Consider the following 19,327-nt stretch of genomic DNA (forward strand, 5'->3'; position numbering starts at 1 on the left):
CCAACTTTTATGATTGGAAACAAGTTGATACGTACAAAATGTGTTGTAATTTTTTAAAAAATAGTTTTAAAAACCTTAATTAATACTTTTTGATACCAACAACTATAAGTAGTTGGTATTCAATTAATGTTCGAATCCCATCCTTTATACCCTTTAGAATACCCTGAATTAGTATTGCTACCCAATTGAGATCCGTTTTTGGATACCCATTTGCTGTTACCTACTCTACCAAACGGATAATCGCTTCTCATGGCATTCACTTTTCCGTCCGTTGGCCAAATATGAAAGGCATCAGACAGCATGGGATTTTTTTTATAAAATACAGATTGCGGTATCAGGTGCTCTCTATTATAACAATCTCCTTCTTTAGTATAATTTCCGCACTGATCTATTCCAAACCGATAATTGTAGGGATCCGCACCGTTAGGTATCTCAGAATAAATATCCAAAACAGTTCCGTCGTTTTCATACCATTGATCACCAAAAGCACTCATGGACTTATATAAATTCCACAAACCTTTATATCCAATTGGTACATGTCCCTGTTTGATAATTTCTTTCAAACGTGTTTTTAAGTCATATCCCGTACCGTATGCATCCGCATAATAGTTGAGAGGTATTGACTTACTTTCTATAAACGGTATCTCAGCTTGCTGAGAATAAAAAAAACAAGTGGATAGTACAATCCAAAATAATAAAATTTTCTTCATATTATTTGTAATTTTAGCGTTGGTAATAACTTTGATAAAGTTTTTAACTTTTGTTCAAGTTAAGATAAATATCTCACTAATTATAATTATTTTTTATATGATACAGGCAAATTTCACCTCATACGAATTACAATTTAAGCGTCCGGCAGGAACTTCTCGCGGAACATTAAATTCTAAGCTAACTTATCTTTTAAAAGTTCAAAATTCAGATACGGAATATGTTGGCGAATGTAGTTTTTTTAGGGGTTTAAGTGCTGATTCCGAAACGGAATATGAGCCTAAACTGCAATGGGTATGTGATCATATCAATGAAGGAAAAGAATTTTTGCTAATGAATTGTCAAGAATTTCCTTCCATACAATTTGGTATTGAACAAATTTTTGCTCAAATTGAAAACAGTAAAGACGGGATGTTTTTTCCTTCTGAATTTACCGAAGGAAAACAAGGAATTAAAATCAACGGATTAATCTGGATGGGAAACTTGGACTTTATGCGTGAGCAAATCCAACAAAAACTTGAACAAAATTATAGTTGTATAAAACTTAAAATTGGTGTTAACTGGCAAGAAGAATATAAAATATTACAAAACTTACGGAAAGAATTTTCTGCTTCTCAATTGGAATTGAGAGTGGATGCTAATGGCGGATTTTCTTTTGAGGAAGCAAAAAAGGTATTAGAGCAACTGGCTCAACTTGAAATTCATTCCATTGAACAACCCATTAAAGCCGGAAATGAAAATCAAATGGCTGAATTATGTAAATATACTCCCACTCCTATTGCTTTGGACGAAGAATTGATCGGTAAGTTTTATAAAGATCAAAAAGAAAAAACGTTAGAAATTATAAAACCCCAATACATAATTTTAAAACCTTCTTTAATTGGCGGATGGAAAGGATCGGAAGAATGGATTGAAATAGCCGAATCTAAAAATATAGATTGGTGGATCACTTCAGCCTTAGAATCCAATATTGGATTAAATGCTATAGCGCAATGGACTGCTTTATTTCATAAAGACATGCCGCAAGGTTTGGGTACAGGAAGTTTATATACTAATAATTTCCCTTCTAAACTTTCCGTAAGGGGTGAATATCTATTTTATAATCCATAAATTGAAAAAAGTATTCTATATTACTGAAATATATAGTCTCATTGATAGTAATCATTATCGTATAAAGAAAAAAAATTTCTTATGATTCATCTGAATTTTTCAAAACCTATAGACGTAAATGCAATACCTTGTCAAGAAAAATGGCAAATAGACCTTGTTGATTTTTTAAAAGATTGGTATTCTGCTTTATCCACTATAATCACAAAGACATCCGGTTCCACCGGAACTCCAAAAAATATTGAACTTACTAAAAAGGCTATGGCTGAAAGCGCAAAGATGACGGGTACTTTTTTAAATCTCAAAGCTAATGACAGCGCTCTTCTTTGTATGCCTTCTTCCTATATAGCAGGTAAGATGATGTTAGTAAGAGCTATCGTTTGGAATTTAGATCTTTATTGCATTAAGCCCGTATCTCATCCCCTTGAGAATGTTAACAGAGAGTTTTCCTTTTCTGCAATGACGCCTATGCAAGTTGAAAATTCATTGGATAAGCTTTACCTTATAAAAAAATTGATTGTAGGAGGCGCTCAGCCTTCCGCTCAATTGGTATCCGAATTAAAAAAACAAACTACCGATATATATGAATCTTTTGGAATGACGGAAACGATATCACATATTGCACTAAAAAAAATATCGGGTCATGCGGCAAATTCGGCTTTTAAAGTTATGCCCTATACTAAAATTCGTGTGGATGAAAGAGGTTGTTTGTGTATTCTTCCTCCATTTTTGGAAGAAGAAATTGTAACTAATGATCTGGTTTCGCTCATTTCTGACAATGAATTTGAATGGAAAGGAAGAATGGACCATGTAATTAATTCCGGAGGAATTAAAATTTTTCCTGAACAAGTCGAAAAACAACTGAAATCTATTATTCAATCTGATTTTATCATTTCATCCGTACAAGATCCTTTACTAGGTAGTAAAGTAGTGATTATTATAGCCGGAAAAAAAGATCTCAATTTGGAAAAACAAATTCTAGATTTCAATTTTGAAAATAAATATGAAAAACCTAAAGAGTTTATTTATGTAGAAAGTTTTGCAAAAACTCCTACCGGAAAAATCATCCGAAAAATATAAGCTCTATTTTTATTTCGATTGTTTTTAAAATGATTTTTTATTTCTACTAAGTTTAAATTTTACATTGAAAAAATTAAGGTATAAAAAAAGCCTTATAAATAAATTATAAGGCTTTTTTGTCAAAATATTTGAGTATAATCGTACAATTTCTATTTGATTTTCAAGAACCAACGCATACCTGCAATAATTTGATTTCCATTAATTCCATCTAAACCGTTATATATTCCGTTAAAATTGGTTCTGTTATACGCATACATAAGGTGGAATCTCAGGTCTTTAATAGCCGGATCTGTAAATGGATAATATTCAACTGCTGCTTGTACACCTCCATTAATATAGGAAGAAGAATTTATTTGATCTCTTCTTTTATTCCATACTCCTTTAATTAAAGGTTTTATCTTTCCTAAATCGTATTTAAAATTAACTGAAACAGAATTGTCTCTAACATGTCTTAATCCTAAATCTTCATTTTGAACGACATCCCCGTAATCCATATCACGATCTCCCATATACCAATCTAATTCAGCTGTAAATTTTTTAAGATTGATTTGGTTACCAATGGTTATCCAGTTATAATATTTGCTCGCATCATGTTGAAAGGCCCCATATCCATATCGAGTTCTAAATACATTGTTGAAAAGACTACCTTCCCATAAGAATAAACCTGCTAATGATTTATTTTTATATTTATCGGTAGCAAATTGAGGCGCATCCGAATTTACCACTTCAAAATTTAAGGTTTGTCCTGCTACTCTATAAGCTACATTAACCCCCGTTTTATACGCATCCAGGTCATTATAGGTCATAGTATATAAGTAAACATCAGCAGCATTATAGTCAAATTCAAAAGTACCGAATTGTACTGCTTGTTTACCTACACGGAATGTTAAATTTTTTCCTGCATCAATTTCGAAATAAGCTTGATCGGTTGCTGATGAATAGTTATCTCTGTACAATGCGTTTTGAGGGGTATTTAGTCTATGACGTACCCTGTAACGAAACCCCGGAATTATTTCACCTTCAAACCATACTTTTACAGTATTTCCTCTGAAACTGCTTTGATCCGTTTTACTTCCTTTAAAAGTGGCTTGATAATCTACACGAGTATCAAACATAATGTTTAACATTTTGTCATCTTTCAATAACTTATCCAGAACGGATTTGAAAGATGGTTCATTAACAGTGTTTTCTCCTGTACTTGGATTGGTTTGCTGTCCGAACATGGACAAACAAAATAAACAATTAGCCGCTATGAGAATTTTTTTCGTAATACTTAATTTCTTCATAAATTTTTAATATTCTGTAAACATTCTTTGTATTTCCTTATAATTATTTGTTTTGGTTAAAGCAAGCATCAATAATACTCTGGATTTATACGGATTTAAATACCAAGATGCTGTAAATCCATATTTATCGTCATCTACTTCATCATATTGAGCAGTTGGTCCCATTGAAATTCGGGAGGAACGAACTACTGCAATTCCTCTTTTTACTGCATTTGCAAGTGCATTTTGTAGATCGGTGGTAATGTTTCCGTTACCAACGCCTGCTGTAACTATTCCTCTTACTCCGGCATTAACTGCAGCATCTACAAATAATGACTTAGCGTTGGAATAACTTAAAATTACTTCAACTCTAGGCAGTTTAGTTATGTTAGTTATGTCAAATTCTGAATTTATTGTATGTCTTTTTACAGATTCCCGGGTATAGATGGGTTTACCGTTATACACGATTCCCAAATTCCCATAATTTGGATCTTCAAAAGTTCCTACAGAAAGAGTATGCGTTTTGGTAATATCATCAGCCCCTATAATTTTATCATCCATTACTACCATTACTCCTTTACCTAAAGATTCCGGCGATCCAGCGCATGCAACTGCATTGTAAATATTTCTAGGACCGTCTGCACTAATGGCAGTAGATGGACGCATGGAACCTACTAATACTACAGGCTTGTTGCTTTTTACGGTTAAGTTAAGAAAATATGCTGTTTCTTCTTGTGTATCGGTACCGTGGGTAATTACAATACCGTCTACATCTTTTTGTTTAAGCAATTCATTAACTCTTTTCGATAATTTTAGCCAAACATCGTCATTCATGTCCTGACTTCCGATATTTGCTACTTGCTCTGCTTTAATGTTAGCAATGTCTTTAATGGAAGGAACTGCTTTTAAAAGTTCATCTACTGTAATAGAACCGGCTGTATATGCCTGAGTTACAGAGGATGACCCTTGTCCCGCGATGGTTCCTCCTGTTGCTAAAATGTAAATAGTTGGTTTATACTGTGCGTTAACCGCCATAAAAATAAACAATACAAACAAACTGAACAAATTTTTTAAACTTTTTGTTTTCATAGTTAAATAATTATAATTAATATTTGAATTTATTTTTTTGAATTTTTCCATGCTTCTACGTATTCGTACATTGTTTCTGAAAGCTTTTTTCCTATAGTTTTATAATCATCGTCATCTAAATTTGCTAACGATACTCTTACTGACCATTCCGGACCGGCAAAACCTCCTCCATTTAATAATACTATGGAAGATTTTTCAGCTAATCTGAAAAGTATATCTACGGGTTCAAAATTCTTTTCCAAGAAAGTAACAAAATCTTTATCGTAATTTTTAGATGCCCATTCATGAATATCTATTTCACAATAGTAAGATGCTCTTTCCGGATCGGGTTTGATAGGTATATTCATTCCTTCCCAAAGTAGATTAAATCTATGTTTTACTAAATCTGTACACACTTTTTTATAGTGATTTTGCTTATCCAATAATGCAAACGATGCAAACAACATCATTTGTATTTGTTGAGGTAAGGATAATCCTGCAGTATGATTCAATGCAACTTGACGACTGTCTGCTACTAATCGGTCAATAAATTTCAGTTTTTCAGGATATAAAGTCAAACTGGAATATAATTTTGCAGTTTTAGCTTTTTCTTTTTCAGGTATTGCTTTTAGCATTTTATCATAAATGTTATCTTCATATAAAGCAATAGCCCCTAAACGCCATCCTGTGGCTCCGAAATATTTTGAGAATGAATAAACACAAAGTGTATTTTGTGGTAATTCATTCATTAATGAGCTAAATTTGGGAACAAAAGTACCATAAACATCATCCGTCAATATCATTAAATTTGGATTGAGGTTTTTAACTACTTTTATGAGATATTTTCTACTCTTATCGCAAATTTCTACTGAGGTGGGATTACTTGGGTTAACAATGAAAAAGGCTTTGATGGTTTTGTCTCCTAATTTATCTAATTCTTCATCCGGATATTGATAGTTGGAAGTTCCGTCGCTATTTTTTCCTGTACCATGCACGTAAGTTACCTTAAAATCATATCTTTTTAATTCAGGTATTTCTAAGTAAGGAGTAAAAACAGGAACTCCTAAAGCAATATGATCTCCTTTTCTTAATAAATAATTTTCCATCAAAGAATCAAAAATATAACACATGGCAGCCGTTCCTCCTTCTACGGCAAAAATATCATATTTACCATTTCTTTGCGGATTATTCCCGCACATTTCTTGAATGAGGTAATCGTGAACTATGGGTTCTATGTGTTTTAACATCCTTACCGGACTTGGATATTGATCTCCGATAATTCCTTCCGCTAATTCGTGTGCCCAACTGTCGCGATCGTATTTATGTTTTTCTATACCGTATTTGTAGGTATTTTTTAAATGTTCAATACCGGGTTGGTCTTTATTTTTTTCCAAAAATGCTTCAAATCTTTTACCTATTCCTTTTTTTTCGGGTATCCCCGCCAATCCTTCGGGTTTATTTAAGGTTCTTTTACATTCTTCTATTCCGAACCTTCCTAAGGTAAAAAATGCTTCTCGAGGAACTGTTGCTATCCAATTGGGATTTCCGCGACCTGCATTTAACATGGTTCTGGTGGGTTTGGTTTGTTGATCTGAGGCTAATTTAATCAAATCATTTTTTAACTCAAAAGGGCTTAGTTGTTCTAATTGCTGCTCTTTACGACGAGAGGTTTTTAGTTTAGAAATATCCATTGTTATTTACTTTTTTCTTGTTTTACTAATTTTTACGTGTTCAATGGCTAGCTCATTAACAAAACAATTACTACTCCCCATATAATAAGTAGCGTATTACCAACGGCATAAGTAGTGGTATAAGACAGGGCCGGAACTTTACTTTGTAATGTATCTTCCAAGGCTCCCAATGCAGCAGTTGTAGTTCGGGCTCCAGCACAAGCCCCTAAGGTAATGGCAGGATTGAATTTAAATACATATCTTCCCAATAATATACCAATGAACATGGGCACGATACTTACAAATATTCCTGCGATAAATAAGCTTACTCCGGCCGTTTTCAATCCAGAAATAAAATCGGGTCCTGCATTTATTCCTACTACGGCAATAAACATATTTAAACCCAAATTATTCATCAGCCAAACTGAGGGCGAAGGAATGTATCCAAAAGTAGGTCGCAAGGATCGTAACCATCCGAATATAATTCCCATAATTAAAACTCCTCCACTGGCACTTAAACTTAAAGGAATATTTCCGGTACGGATTGATAATGACCCTAATAATCCTCCTAAAAAAATACCCAGTCCTATATAAAGAATATCAGTAACATTAGTGGGTCTTTCCGGATAACCTAAATAGGAAGCAAATTTATCTACGTCTGTTTTCCTGCCTTCTATTTCCACAATATCTCCTCGTTGGATGGTTACATTTTTTAATAAAGGAATTGTTGTTTTTCCTCTATGTATTTTTAATATGATTACTCCGTGTCTGTTTTTATTGTATTTTAAGGTATGTAAACATTTTCCGATTATTTCTTTATTGGCAACCATTACCTTTAAACTTTCTACCTTAAAATCCAATAATTCCAAATCTGCAACTTCTTTACCGACCAGATTTTCATCGGACAAGATGGTATCTAACGGGCCATTTAAAACCATTCGATCTCCCCTATTGATAGTAGTATCAGGATTGGGATCTGAAATAATTTCATTGTTGGAAGCTGAACGAATTTGTTCAACATAAACGGGCCATCCTTTGTTTACTAGTAAATTTTCAACCTCTTGAACGGAGCGTTTTTGATTAAAAAATGAACTTCCTGCTTCAATTACTCTAAAAGTTGCTCCATCGTAAGCATATTCTAAACTTGAATCATCATCTTGTATTTCTCCTCCTAATGATTCTTCATATTTTTTGGTTTGCCCTATAACATCTTTTCCTAAAAGTTTAGGTCCAATGGATGATAAAAACCATGCTGTCCCTGCTGTTCCAAATATATAAGTTACTGCATACGCAACGGGAATGTGATTTATTAATTGTTGTTTTTGAGAAGAGTCTATACTTAACTGATTTATTGTATCGGATGCAACTCCAATTACTGCTGATATGGTATTAGCTCCGGCTAATAATCCTGCTGCATTTCCTACATCAAAACCCGCAATAATTGCGGCAACCCATCCCACTAATAAACAAGATACACATACTAAGGCTGCAAATGCAATTTGCGGCAATCCTTCTTTTTTTAATCCGTGCACAAATTGAGGACCCACACTATATCCAACGGCAAATAAAAATATGAGAAAAAATGCTGATTTCACGGTAGGCGAAATGGAAATACCCAGCTGTCCGATTAATACTCCCATTAAAAGAACGCCCGTAACGGCGCCTAAACTAAATCCTTTAATTTTTATTTGTCCGATTGCAAAACCTAATGCTAAGGTGAGAAAAATAGCTAATTCAGGAGAACCTTGAATAGTTTTTAAAATCCATTCCATATATCTTGTTTTTTAATAAATATTTTTTAGGTTAATTAGAGATAAAAAAAGAAAATAATATTTTTTATCCCATAAAATAACTCTATATAAAATACAATTAATATGCCAACAAAATGAACTTATATTTTTTCACTATTCTTATTTAATGTCTAAAAAATTCTTCCTTAAAAGTATTTATATTAGGTTCAATATTTCAATGAATTTCTTGATAGTATATATAACTAAAAAAGAAAAAGCAATTGATTTCTCAATTGCTTTTCAAGGTTATATTAGTCTTTATACTTATGAGGCCCCAGCATATTTTGCGGGTTCAATATTTCATCTAATTTTTCTTTTGATAAAAGCTTATTTTCGAGCACTAAGTCATAAACACTTAAATTTTTCTCTAAGGCTTCTTTAGCTATCTTGGTGCTGTTTTTGTATCCTATATAGGGATTTAATGCTGTAACAATTCCTATACTGTTTAATACCATATCTTTGCAATGTTGTTCATTAGCTGTTATACCGTCGATACAATTTATACGTAAACAGTCCATTGCGTTCATTAAGATATGAACTGATTCTAACAAGCTGTATGCAATTACAGGTTCCATTACATTTAATTGGAGTTGCCCGGATTCTGCCGCCATAGTTACTGTTAAATCATTTCCAATAACTTTAAAGCAAGTTTGATTCATTGCTTCCGGAATAACGGGATTAACTTTTCCCGGCATAATGGAAGATCCCGGTTGCATAGCCGGTAGATTGATTTCGTTCAGTCCACAACGAGGTCCGGATGATAATAGACGTAAATCGTTACAAATTTTTGAAAGCTTGATGGCTACTCTTTTCAAAGCTGACGAGTAAATAACATATGATCCGGTATCCGGGGTTGCTTCAACTAAATTTTTCGCAGATATAAACGGTAATTTTGTTATTTCCGCTAATTTTTTAGCACATAATTCAGCATATCCGGGGATTGCGTTTAATCCGGTTCCGATGGCTGTAGCACCCATATTGATTTCTAAAAATAAATTAGAATTTTGAGTCAACCGGTCCACATCTTCACTTAATGTTTCTGCAAAAGCTTCAAATTCTTGACCTAAAGTCATTGGTACTGCATCTTGCAATTGGGTTCTTCCCATTTTTAAAACATGCATAAATTCTTTTCCTTTGTTGCGGAAAGATTCAATTAATTGTTTTAAATGATCAATTAAGATCATGTTCGAATTAATTGCTGCTAATTTTATAGAAGTTGGATAGGCATCATTAGTAGATTGGGAAAGGTTTACGTGATCGTGAGGAGAACAGTATTGGTATTCTCCTTTTTTATGTCCCATTATTTCTAATGCAATATTGGCTACCACTTCATTTATGTTCATGTTGGTTGAAGTTCCTGCTCCTCCTTGAATTACATCACTTGGAAATTCTTTGTCGTATTTACCGGTTATAATTTCCTGACATGCTTTTACAATTGCATTTTTGATATTTTCATCTAACACTCCTAATTCGCAATTAGTTTCTGCTGCCGCCCATTTTACATAAGTTAATGCTTTAATTAATTCCGGATAATTAGATAATTTTATACCTGTTATATGAAAATTGTTTACAGCCCTTTGAGTTTGAATTCCATAATATGCATTTTCAGGAACTTCTAAATCTCCTATCAAATCGTTTTCGACTCTGTACATAATTTTTTATTTATAATTTTTTTACGGTTGTTTTTTTATTTTTAAAATAGTAAATATGCTAAACCAAAACCTACACTTACAGCTACAATGGTTGCGATAAATCCCGGTAATTGGAAAGAGTGATTTACCACGTATTTTCCTATACGAGTAGTACCGGTACGATCAAAGTTTATTGCAGCTATTATGGTTGGATAATTTGGAATAAAGAAATATCCGTTTACTGCGGGAAACATAGCTATCAAACTAGGGATAGGTATGCCCAGGGAAACCCCTAACGGCATAAGTGCTCGTACGGTTGCTGCTTGACTAAACAGCATGATGGACATAATAAATAAGGCTATTGCAAAGGTCCACGGATATTCTGTAACCATAGTGGTTAACAATCCTTTGAAGAAATCTAAATTTCCTCCAAAAAAAGTATCACCCATCCAGGCTATACCAAAAATAGCTATTACTGCTTGCATTCCTGCAGAGAAAATGGAACCGGTTGCTATTTTTTCTACATTGGTTTTAGTGAATAGTAAGATACATCCTGCTGCTGCCAACATAAGTATTTCTATGATATGAGGCATAGCCATTGGTACTCCATTAAAAGTGGGCTTCATTCCGTCTATGGAACCAAATACCACTATACCTACAACACTAACCAAAAAGATGATCACAGATAGTTTTGCTCCAAAACTTACTTTATTTTTGCTGCTTTTTTCTTTTATTTCTAATAAGCCTTCGTTTATTCTTTTTTGATATTCAGGATCTTTTTCTAAATCTACTCCTATAAACATTTGTACAATTGCAGCAACTATGACTCCAATTAGAGTGGATGGGACTGATATCATTAAAATATCCGTAAGTCTTAATTCCGGGTTTTTTACCATAATTACACTAAGTAAAGCTGCCGTAGCTGCTGAAATGGGACTTGCGGTTATGGCTTGTTGTGACGCGATGACCGAAATGCTTAACGGTCTTTCAGGCCTCACCTTTGCATCGGTGGCTACTTCTGATATTATAGGCAACAGTGCATAGGCTATGTGTCCGGTACCTGCAATCATCGTAAAAATATAAGAAACAATAGGGGCTACTATGGTAATGGCAGGAGGATAAGCTCTTAAAAGCTTTTCAGCGATATTTACCATATAGTCTATACCCCCGGATGCTTGTAATGTACTTGCTGCCGTAATTACGGCAACTATCATTAACATGACATCTATGGGCGGATTTTGCGGCTTCAGCTTAAAAACAAAAACTAAAACAGCCAATCCCAGACCTCCGAAAATACCTAATCCTAAACCTCCTTTTCTCGCCCCGATAAATATGGCTGCCATTACAACCATAAATTCCAGCAAAATCATTAAAGTGTTACTCATCTAAAAATTAATTTTATTTAATTTAAACCTAATAATATGTATAATATTTATAACAAATCTTAGTTTTAATTATTTAATATTTGCAAATGTAAACAGATAATTAAGATTTTCATTATTTTTTGTAAGTGATGTTATTTGTATTTTAAAAACAATATAACTACCTTTGTAAGTGAAAAATCTTACTTTTTTGAACATGGAGAAGCTGATTACTACCATCCCTTTTTATGCTATATTAACTGAGGAGGAGAAAATGTTTCTCTCTCAAAATTGTAGTATTGTTGACTTTGATTCCAGAGAAGCCCTTTTTAAACAAGGTAGTTTTGCGGTTAATATATATTTTGTATTGGAAGGGTATTGTAAAATGACGTACCAATCCGGCAATAAAAGAAAAATTGTTTATATAGCTCGAAAGGGAGAAATTATAGGTAAGGATTATATATTATTGGAACATTATCCTTACAGTACTCACTCGCTTACCGCTTCTAAATTAATGGTTTTTCCTAAAAACTTGTTTCAAAAAATATGTGAATTAAATAAATCTTTTTATCTTAAAATAAGCAATAAATTAGAATTTAAACTACGGGAAACCATGGAATGGTTGATTAATCTTAGTTTTAAAAATGTGGAAGGAGCTATGGCTATGTTTATTTTAAAATTTTGTAATAAAAATTTTAAAGACATAAGTTTAACTCGAACTGAAATTGCTGAAATTATAGGATATTCCAGAGAAAGCATTATTCATACCCTTACAAAATTTGAACAAGAAAAACTGATCAAAACGAAGGGCAAAGACATTATTATAAAAGATCTCGAAAAACTGGAAGAAATAATAAAATACGGATAAATTCAGTAATTATTAAAAAACATAAATCAATTCTTGAATTGTTAATTAACAAACAAATCATATCTTTGTATTGATTTTTAAAAATTATTGATGAATTTATTCAAAGAGTATGGCCTATCAGAAGATTTGTTAAAGGCCATAACAGAGTTGGGTTACACTCAACCCACTGAAATCCAAAAGCAAACCATTCCCTATTTATTATCCAAGGAAGAAGACTTAATAGCTTTAGCACAAACAGGTACCGGTAAAACTGCTGCATTTTCATTACCTATATTGGAAATGATAGATCCCTATCAAAAACATGTTCAAGCCTTAATTCTTTGTCCAACTCGTGAACTGTGTTTACAAATTTCTAAAGATATTGCCAGTTATTCAAAATATTTATCCAAAATACGCTCATTGGCAGTATATGGCGGATCCAATATTTCTGAGCAAATCAGAGGTTTGAAAAATAATCCTCAAATTGTAATAGGTACACCGGGAAGGGTTAATGATATGCTTAAAAGGGGGGTTCTAAAAATTAATCAAATTCAATGGTTGATTTTAGACGAAGCAGATGAGATGTTATCTATGGGCTTTAAAGCCGAATTGGAAACAATTCTTAAAGAAACGCCTAAAGAAAGACAAACTTTATTATTTTCAGCAACTATGTCTAAACAAGTAGAGGCTATTGCTAAAAATTATATGAAGGGTGCACAAAAAATATCAGCAGGAGGAATTAATGAAGTAAAGAAAAATATTACTCATAAATTCGTAATGGTGCGTGACCGTCAAAAAAATAACGGTTTACGAAGAGTATTGGATGCAAATCCCAATATATATTCAATTATTTTCTGCAGAACGAGAGTGGAAACTCAACATGTTGCAGATTTCTTAATGCACCAAGGATATGCAGCTGATGCTTTGCATGGAGATTTATCACAATCTCAACGAGATATGGTGATGAAAAAATTCCGATTGAAAAATTTACGAATCCTTGTTGCTACGGATGTGGCAGCCAGAGGGTTGGACGTAAATGACCTTACTCATGTGATTCATTACTCATTACCTGATGATCCGGAAGTTTTCATCCATAGAAGCGGTAGAACCGGTAGAGCAGGAAAAGACGGAGAATCTATAGCTATTATTCGTCCTAGCGAAATGGTTAAATTTAATCGCATTAAAAAGGAAACTTCTATTAAGGTAGAAGAAATGAAAATTCCTACCAAAGAGGATATTTTAAAAGCGAAAGAACTTTATTTATCGGATAAGCTGCTTAATTCCGATTTTGATTCCGAAGAATTTGAACTTTCCACTATTCCTGATCTATCCAACATTTCTAAAGAAGAACTTTATAAAAGGGTAATGTTCCTTGAATTAAAATCAACTTGGGAATTCTATAAAAACGAGAAAGATATTGCTCCTATTGATAAGAACGAAAGAGCAGCCGAAAGAGGTAAAAAATCTTCCACAAGCCGAAACAGAAAGGATAGAAAAGACTCAAAAGACGGAAATAAAAGAAACAGAAAAAGTAAAAAAGGGAATTTCACTCGTTTTTTCTTTAATTTAGGCAAAAGAGATAATCTTAACAAAGTAACGGTTATTGACTTAATTAATAAAAACACGAAAGGTGCGAGAGCGGATATTGGCGAAATTGATATTAGAGATAAATTTACCTTTTTCGAAGTTGACGCCAATTATACTGATCAATTATTAAAGAAAATTAATCAGTTAAGTTTTAATGGTAAAAACATGTCATTGGAAATAGCTCAATAGAAGGTATAGATGAAATTTCTAAATTGTTTAAATTATTTTAAGCTACCTGTTAAAATATACCATAAATCATGAAACTTATAAAAAAAATTTTTGTCATCCTATTGATATTCATTTCATTTACTGAAATAAATGCACAAATAAATAATCAAAAAGTTGAAAAAATAAAAGTTTACGGTAATTGCAATATGTGCAAGGAAACTATTGAAAAAGCCGGTTATGAAGCAAATGTTTCTGCTGTGCTATGGCATCCGGGCACTAAAATTGCAACTATAACTTATGATGATACGCAAACATCTTTGAATGCTATTTTGAAAAAAATAGCAAAATCGGGATACAGCAATGAAAAATATAAGGCTAAAGATTCCGATTATAAAAAATTACCGATATGTTGTCAATATTAAAAAGATAGTAAAAATAGTTTTAAGCGTTCTTTTAGAGAATTTTTTTAATTCTCATAATTTAATACATTAATTTATCAATTTAGAGAACTCAATTTTATTGAGCTCTCTTTTTTGTTTTAATTCTAAATTTACTCTGCAAAAAAAAGGAACTGACTTCAAAAAGCCAATTCCTTATATTAAAAAATTAATTTATTAGTTCAAAAATTTATGAGGCGGTTGCTCTTGGATACCATACCGTACACATAATACCTTCACTTGCTACCTTAGGATGGGCGCAATTTGATTTCTGAAATTTTGAACATTTCAAACAATCATCTTCTCTATGAGGAATCACTTTAAATTCGTATGAATTACAAACTTGATTTTGGCTTACAGCAATTTCTTTAATAGTACATAACTGCCCATTCAAAAAATGCTCACAATTACCACAGCATTTAGCTAACTTTAATTCCATATCAATTATTATTTTATTTAAAAACTTTGATACAAAATTATAAATTAAGATTCAAAGATTTATTCTAAATAACTGATTTAAAGCAATTTATATTTAGAATAAATTAATATAATCGGTATAATCATTCTAAATACTCAGGTATTTTTATGAAGTAATTTTTTTACTACAATTTTATCGACCGGTAATGGGATACTATCTAAGGTAATTTGATCTAAAGGCATCCATTCTATTTGATTTATGGACTTTTCTATTATTTGAAGATTGGAAAGATCATTACATTCCACTTTATAGTACACGGTAAGTAATTGACTATCGGGAGTTAATTTAGATTCCAGGAAAAAATCTTGAGTATAGAAATGCTCTTTTACTGTAACTTCTAAATTTAATTCTTCTTTAAATTCTCTAATCAATGTATCCCGAGTTCCTTCTCCTAATTCCAATCCTCCACCGGGCAATTTAAGTAATGGTTTTCCCGCATACATTTCGTGTAGAAACATCAAACAATTATCTTTTATTAAGAGTCCATATACTCTTACATTTAATTTTGTTATCTTTTCCATGCATTAACCATTTCTCGTTTTCCTTTAGGTCCTGTTAATTTTTCTACGTCAAATCCTACCCTTTGCATGGCTCTTCTTGCACTTCCTTTACTGGAATAGGTAGTTAGCAATCCTTGTGGTGCCATCCGATCGAAGATTTGCTTAAAAATATCTTCTTCCCAAAGCTCGGGTTGAACTCTTGCTCCAAAAGCATCATAATAAACTACATTTATATCGGAAATAGGTAAATTTCTTAATTCAAGAAAATCTGCCTTAAATTTAATGATAGTAAAATTTTTATTAATTTGAGTTTCCTTCCCCCACTCTGCTTGATGTAATGATTGATAATATTCTTCTGCTTTTTCTTTATTTAGTAAAGTCCCGTAATGTAACTCTTTAATTTCTTCATGAGTAAGAGGATATTTTTCCAACGTATAATATCGAACAGTCAAATCCCTATCGATTGCTTTATATAACGTTAAAAAAGCATTTAAACCCGTTCCAAAACCCATTTCCAAAATGGAAATCTCAGAAATTTTTAATTGATCTAATCCATGAGATATAAATACATGTTCTGCTTCTTGCATGATACCATGACGGGAATGATAAGTCTCATTCCATTCAGGAATATGTAAGGTTTTAGTACCTTCAGATGTGGTAATGATGGTTCTTTCTAACATAAAACGTAAATCCATTCAAAATTACAACTCTTTTTAATCTATCAAATGATTTATTTATTAATTTTGAAATGTTCAATAAACAATTTTAGCAAGTTAAGTAATGAAAATAAATAAAATAGCAAACTCCAGATTAGATACAATCGATCCTAATGACTCCCCTTTTGGAGCCAACATATCTGATCATATGCTCATATGTGAATACGAAAACGGTAAATGGGGAGAACCGATTATTATGCCTTATGGTTCGATGAACTATTCTCCTGCTTTGATGGCTCTTCATTATGGCCAAGCCATCTTTGAAGGAATGAAAGCATATAAGGATAAAAATAATGAGGTTTTTTTATTCCGACCTGAAAAAAACTTTGAAAGATTTAATAAATCTGCGGAACGTTTAGCTATGCCGCAAATACCTAAAGAAATTTTTCTTGATGGACTTTATGCTTTAATTGATTTGGATCGGGGTTGGATTCCTACTAAACCGGGTATTTCACTATATATTCGTCCGGTTATGTTTGCTTCTGAAGAAATGTTTTCAGCAAGGATATCTAAAAAATATACTTTTGCTATTATGACTTCTCCTGCCGGACTTTATTATGATAAGCCCTTAAAAATTAAAATTGAAGACTATTATACTCGTGCAGTAGACGGAGGGGTTGGATTTACTAAATGCGCCGGTAATTACGGGGCTTCTTTTTATCCTACATTTCTAGCTAATCAAAATGGTTTTGATCAGGTAATTTGGACCGATAGTAAAAATCATAAGTATTTTGAGGAATCCGGAACTATGAATGTTATGGTAAGAATCGGAAACACCATTTACACTCCCCCTACTTCCACAACGATTTTAAGCGGTATTACCAGAGACAGCTTAGTACATTTAGCCAAATATCACAATCTGGATATTAAGGAAGAACGGATATCTGTTGACGACATTGTAAATGCATATCAAGAAGGTAATTTAAAAGAAATATTCGGTTGTGGTACTGCCGTGGTAATTTCAAGGTATTCTCATTTGGGCTATCAAGATTCTATCATGGAGTTGCCTCAATTATCGGATGAAGATAGTTATGCCGTTTTTCTTAAAAAACAGTTAGTGGGTATACAAACTAATGAAATTGAAGATCCTTTTGAATGGAGATATAAAATTTAAAATTATAATTATTTATAACCCAAAAATATTTTTTTGCTAACTTCTGGAACAGTTTGTGATTCAGAAGTTTTTTATTACCTATGTATAAACCTATGAATCATTTTAACATTAAATCAATATTTAGTAAATAATGAAAGTTAATTCCATAAAAAACATCCAATTTATATTCATAGGTATTTTATTCATATTTAATATTTTTCAATCGGTAACACTTCCTTTAATTGATGATGAAGCTTATTATTGGGTTTGGTCGAATCATTTGGATTTTGGTTATTACGATCATCCTCCTATGATTGCTTTATTTATCAAGGTGGGATATTTATTTTTCAAAGGAACTTTGGGGGTTCGATTTGTATCGATTATATCTTGGATAGTTGTTTATTGTATTTGGTTGTTGATTCTTAAACCTAAAACATTAAAAGAAAATTATTTATTTATAGGACTTTTTGGATCTGTCGGATTTTATCAAACGTTAGGATTTATATCTACTCCCGACACTCCTTTGCTTTTATTCTGTTCTTTATTTTTATGGAGATGGAAATCATTTACTGAGAAAAATAATCTACTAAATGCTTTACTTTTGGGCTTATCCATGGCACTTACCATGTATTCTAAATATCAGGGAGCATTATTGATTATTCTAACTTTTATTCCTTTTCTCCCTTCTTTATTAAAAAATAAATGGTTTTACTTCAGTTTGTTGTTTTCTTTACTTTTATATATTCCTCATTTATATTGGCAGTATGATCACGATTGGGCATCTATAAAATATCATCTTTTTGAAAGGAGCAATCAAAAAGCTGTGACTTATCCATTCATCAAATGGATACTTGGCATACTTATATTAGGTAACCCTTTGCTTCTCTATTTTTACGGTAAAAGTATTTTCAAACGTTTGGATAGAAATAAACCGTGGATAAGATCTTTACAATGGATTAGCTTGGGTGGAATCCTTTTTTTTAGTTTATTTTCATTTAGCAGAGTAATTCAACCGCAATGGAACTTAATTATTTATATTGCGCTCATTCCTTTAACTTATTTAACGTTTAAAGAAAAAAACAATGTTTGGATCACCAGACTTTCTTTTGCTTATATTTTACTATTGTTTTTTGTGAGAATATTATTATTCTTTCCCGCTTTCATACACAAAAGTCCCATGTATAAATTGAAGGAATTTGTTTTAAATGCTAAAGAAGTAACGGAGGGATTGGCTGTTTTTGAACGCTATCAAAAAGCGGCTGCATACAATTTTTATACACAACAACCTTCTTGTTGTTTACAAGTTTATACTCATAGATATTCTCAATATGATATTTGGAATTCCGAACAAAATATTCAAGGAAAAACTATTACATTTTTTGGATTGGAAGAATTATCTCCCGTTTACCTTGTTGATGAGGATGGAAAAAACGAGTATTATAAAACTGTAGATAAATTTTATTCTTATTCCCAAATAAAATGTGAAGTACAGCCCACTAGTATTTCATCCGAAGAAGAATCACAAACACTCGATGTTAAGTGGACAAATCCTTATAATAAAGAGATTAGTTTAGGTGATGGTACTCCTCAAGAACTAGCATTTTTATTTTTCAATACTAAAACTTTTGAACCTCAAAATATAATTTCAATTAATAAAAAATTAATTCTTCCGCCTAAAAGCTCTACAGACCAAACTTTATTTATTGATGTTTCTCAAATTCCTCCCGGTACTTATAAAGTCTATCTGATTTTAAAACCCTATAATTTATTTGGAAAAATTATCTCTAATGAAATGAGCCTCCATATTCCTTAATTTTTTAG

At 32.2% G+C, this 19,327-nt stretch carries 17 protein-coding genes; 7 read left to right on the forward strand and 10 right to left on the reverse strand.

What is annotated here, in order from left to right; genetic code table 11:
• Positions 1–119: 119 nt before the first annotated feature.
• A complete protein-coding gene (locus tag GFU93_RS07145) occupies positions 120–710 on the reverse strand; it encodes an endonuclease (protein WP_160568346.1) in 591 nt (196 codons plus the stop codon).
• Between the two features lie 100 nt (positions 711–810).
• On the opposite strand from GFU93_RS07145, the gene GFU93_RS07150 reads away from it, so the two are divergent.
• Together GFU93_RS07150 and GFU93_RS07155 are read left to right on the forward strand one after the other, a co-directional pair.
• On the forward strand, positions 811–1,818 hold the full coding sequence (locus tag GFU93_RS07150; RefSeq protein ID WP_160568542.1) for an o-succinylbenzoate synthase: 1,008 nt from the start codon (positions 811–813) through the stop codon (positions 1,816–1,818).
• Between the two features lie 81 nt (positions 1,819–1,899).
• Complete coding sequence (locus tag GFU93_RS07155) at positions 1,900–2,895, forward strand: AMP-binding protein (RefSeq protein WP_160568348.1); 996 nt, start codon at positions 1,900–1,902, stop codon at positions 2,893–2,895.
• 149 nt (positions 2,896–3,044) lie between these two features.
• On the opposite strand, the gene GFU93_RS07160 is transcribed toward GFU93_RS07155, so the two are convergent.
• The 6 genes from GFU93_RS07160 to GFU93_RS07185 all read right to left on the reverse strand — a co-directional run bounded on the left by GFU93_RS07160 (position 3,045) and on the right by GFU93_RS07185 (position 11,689).
• Positions 3,045–4,181, reverse strand: coding sequence for a porin (locus GFU93_RS07160; protein ID WP_105297258.1), 1,137 nt, complete (start codon positions 4,179–4,181; stop codon positions 3,045–3,047).
• A 6-nt stretch (positions 4,182–4,187) separates the two neighbouring features.
• Positions 4,188–5,249 carry a type II asparaginase gene (locus GFU93_RS07165; protein ID WP_105297285.1) on the reverse strand — a complete coding sequence of 354 codons (1,062 nt, stop codon included), beginning with the start codon at positions 5,247–5,249 and terminating at the stop codon, positions 4,188–4,190.
• 29 nt (positions 5,250–5,278) lie between these two features.
• Positions 5,279–6,919 (reverse strand): aspartate 4-decarboxylase, encoded by a 1,641-nt coding sequence (gene aspD, locus GFU93_RS07170; RefSeq protein WP_160568350.1) that lies wholly within the window; start codon positions 6,917–6,919, stop codon positions 5,279–5,281.
• 47 nt (positions 6,920–6,966) lie between these two features.
• On the reverse strand, positions 6,967–8,670 hold the full coding sequence (gene aspT / locus GFU93_RS07175; RefSeq protein ID WP_160568352.1) for an aspartate-alanine antiporter: 1,704 nt from the start codon (positions 8,668–8,670) through the stop codon (positions 6,967–6,969).
• 269 nt (positions 8,671–8,939) lie between these two features.
• Positions 8,940–10,340 (reverse strand): aspartate ammonia-lyase, encoded by a 1,401-nt coding sequence (gene aspA / locus GFU93_RS07180; RefSeq protein ID WP_160568354.1) that lies wholly within the window; start codon positions 10,338–10,340, stop codon positions 8,940–8,942.
• Between the two features lie 41 nt (positions 10,341–10,381).
• A complete protein-coding gene (locus GFU93_RS07185; RefSeq protein ID WP_160542829.1) occupies positions 10,382–11,689 on the reverse strand; it encodes an anaerobic C4-dicarboxylate transporter family protein in 1,308 nt (435 codons plus the stop codon).
• Between the two features lie 208 nt (positions 11,690–11,897).
• On the opposite strand from GFU93_RS07185, the gene GFU93_RS07190 reads away from it, so the two are divergent.
• From GFU93_RS07190 to GFU93_RS07200, 3 genes are all read left to right on the forward strand, one after another.
• Positions 11,898–12,548, forward strand: a complete 651-nt coding sequence (locus GFU93_RS07190) for a Crp/Fnr family transcriptional regulator (RefSeq protein ID WP_105297263.1) — start codon at positions 11,898–11,900, stop codon at positions 12,546–12,548.
• Between the two features lie 90 nt (positions 12,549–12,638).
• Positions 12,639–14,303, forward strand: a complete 1,665-nt coding sequence (locus GFU93_RS07195) for a DEAD/DEAH box helicase (RefSeq protein WP_105297264.1) — start codon at positions 12,639–12,641, stop codon at positions 14,301–14,303.
• A gap of 68 nt (positions 14,304–14,371) precedes the next feature.
• Positions 14,372–14,704, forward strand: a complete 333-nt coding sequence (locus tag GFU93_RS07200; protein WP_160568356.1) for a heavy-metal-associated domain-containing protein — start codon at positions 14,372–14,374, stop codon at positions 14,702–14,704.
• Positions 14,705–14,909: 205 nt separating this feature from the next.
• On the opposite strand, the gene GFU93_RS07205 is transcribed toward GFU93_RS07200, so the two are convergent.
• From GFU93_RS07205 to mnmD, 3 genes are all read right to left on the reverse strand, one after another.
• Entirely contained in the window at positions 14,910–15,113 is a 204-nt protein-coding gene (locus GFU93_RS07205) for a hypothetical protein (protein ID WP_146105565.1), read from the reverse strand.
• Between the two features lie 179 nt (positions 15,114–15,292).
• A complete protein-coding gene (locus tag GFU93_RS07210; RefSeq protein ID WP_160557390.1) occupies positions 15,293–15,718 on the reverse strand; it encodes an NUDIX domain-containing protein in 426 nt (141 codons plus the stop codon).
• On the reverse strand, positions 15,706–16,392 hold the full coding sequence (gene mnmD, locus GFU93_RS07215) for a tRNA (5-methylaminomethyl-2-thiouridine)(34)-methyltransferase MnmD (protein WP_255448663.1): 687 nt from the start codon (positions 16,390–16,392) through the stop codon (positions 15,706–15,708). The genes GFU93_RS07210 and mnmD overlap by 13 nt, the downstream gene beginning before the upstream one ends.
• An 85-nt stretch (positions 16,393–16,477) precedes the next feature.
• Between mnmD and GFU93_RS07220 the strand changes: the two genes are divergently transcribed.
• Entirely contained in the window at positions 16,478–17,527 is a 1,050-nt protein-coding gene (locus GFU93_RS07220) for a branched-chain amino acid aminotransferase (RefSeq protein ID WP_160568358.1), read from the forward strand.
• Positions 17,528–17,657: 130 nt separating this feature from the next.
• Positions 17,658–19,319 (forward strand): glycosyltransferase family 39 protein, encoded by a 1,662-nt coding sequence (locus GFU93_RS07225; protein WP_160568360.1) that lies wholly within the window; start codon positions 17,658–17,660, stop codon positions 19,317–19,319.
• Positions 19,320–19,327 lie beyond the last annotated feature (8 nt).

Source organism: Apibacter sp. B3546 (assembly GCF_009827885.1).
GTDB lineage: Bacteria > Bacteroidota > Bacteroidia > Flavobacteriales > Weeksellaceae > Apibacter.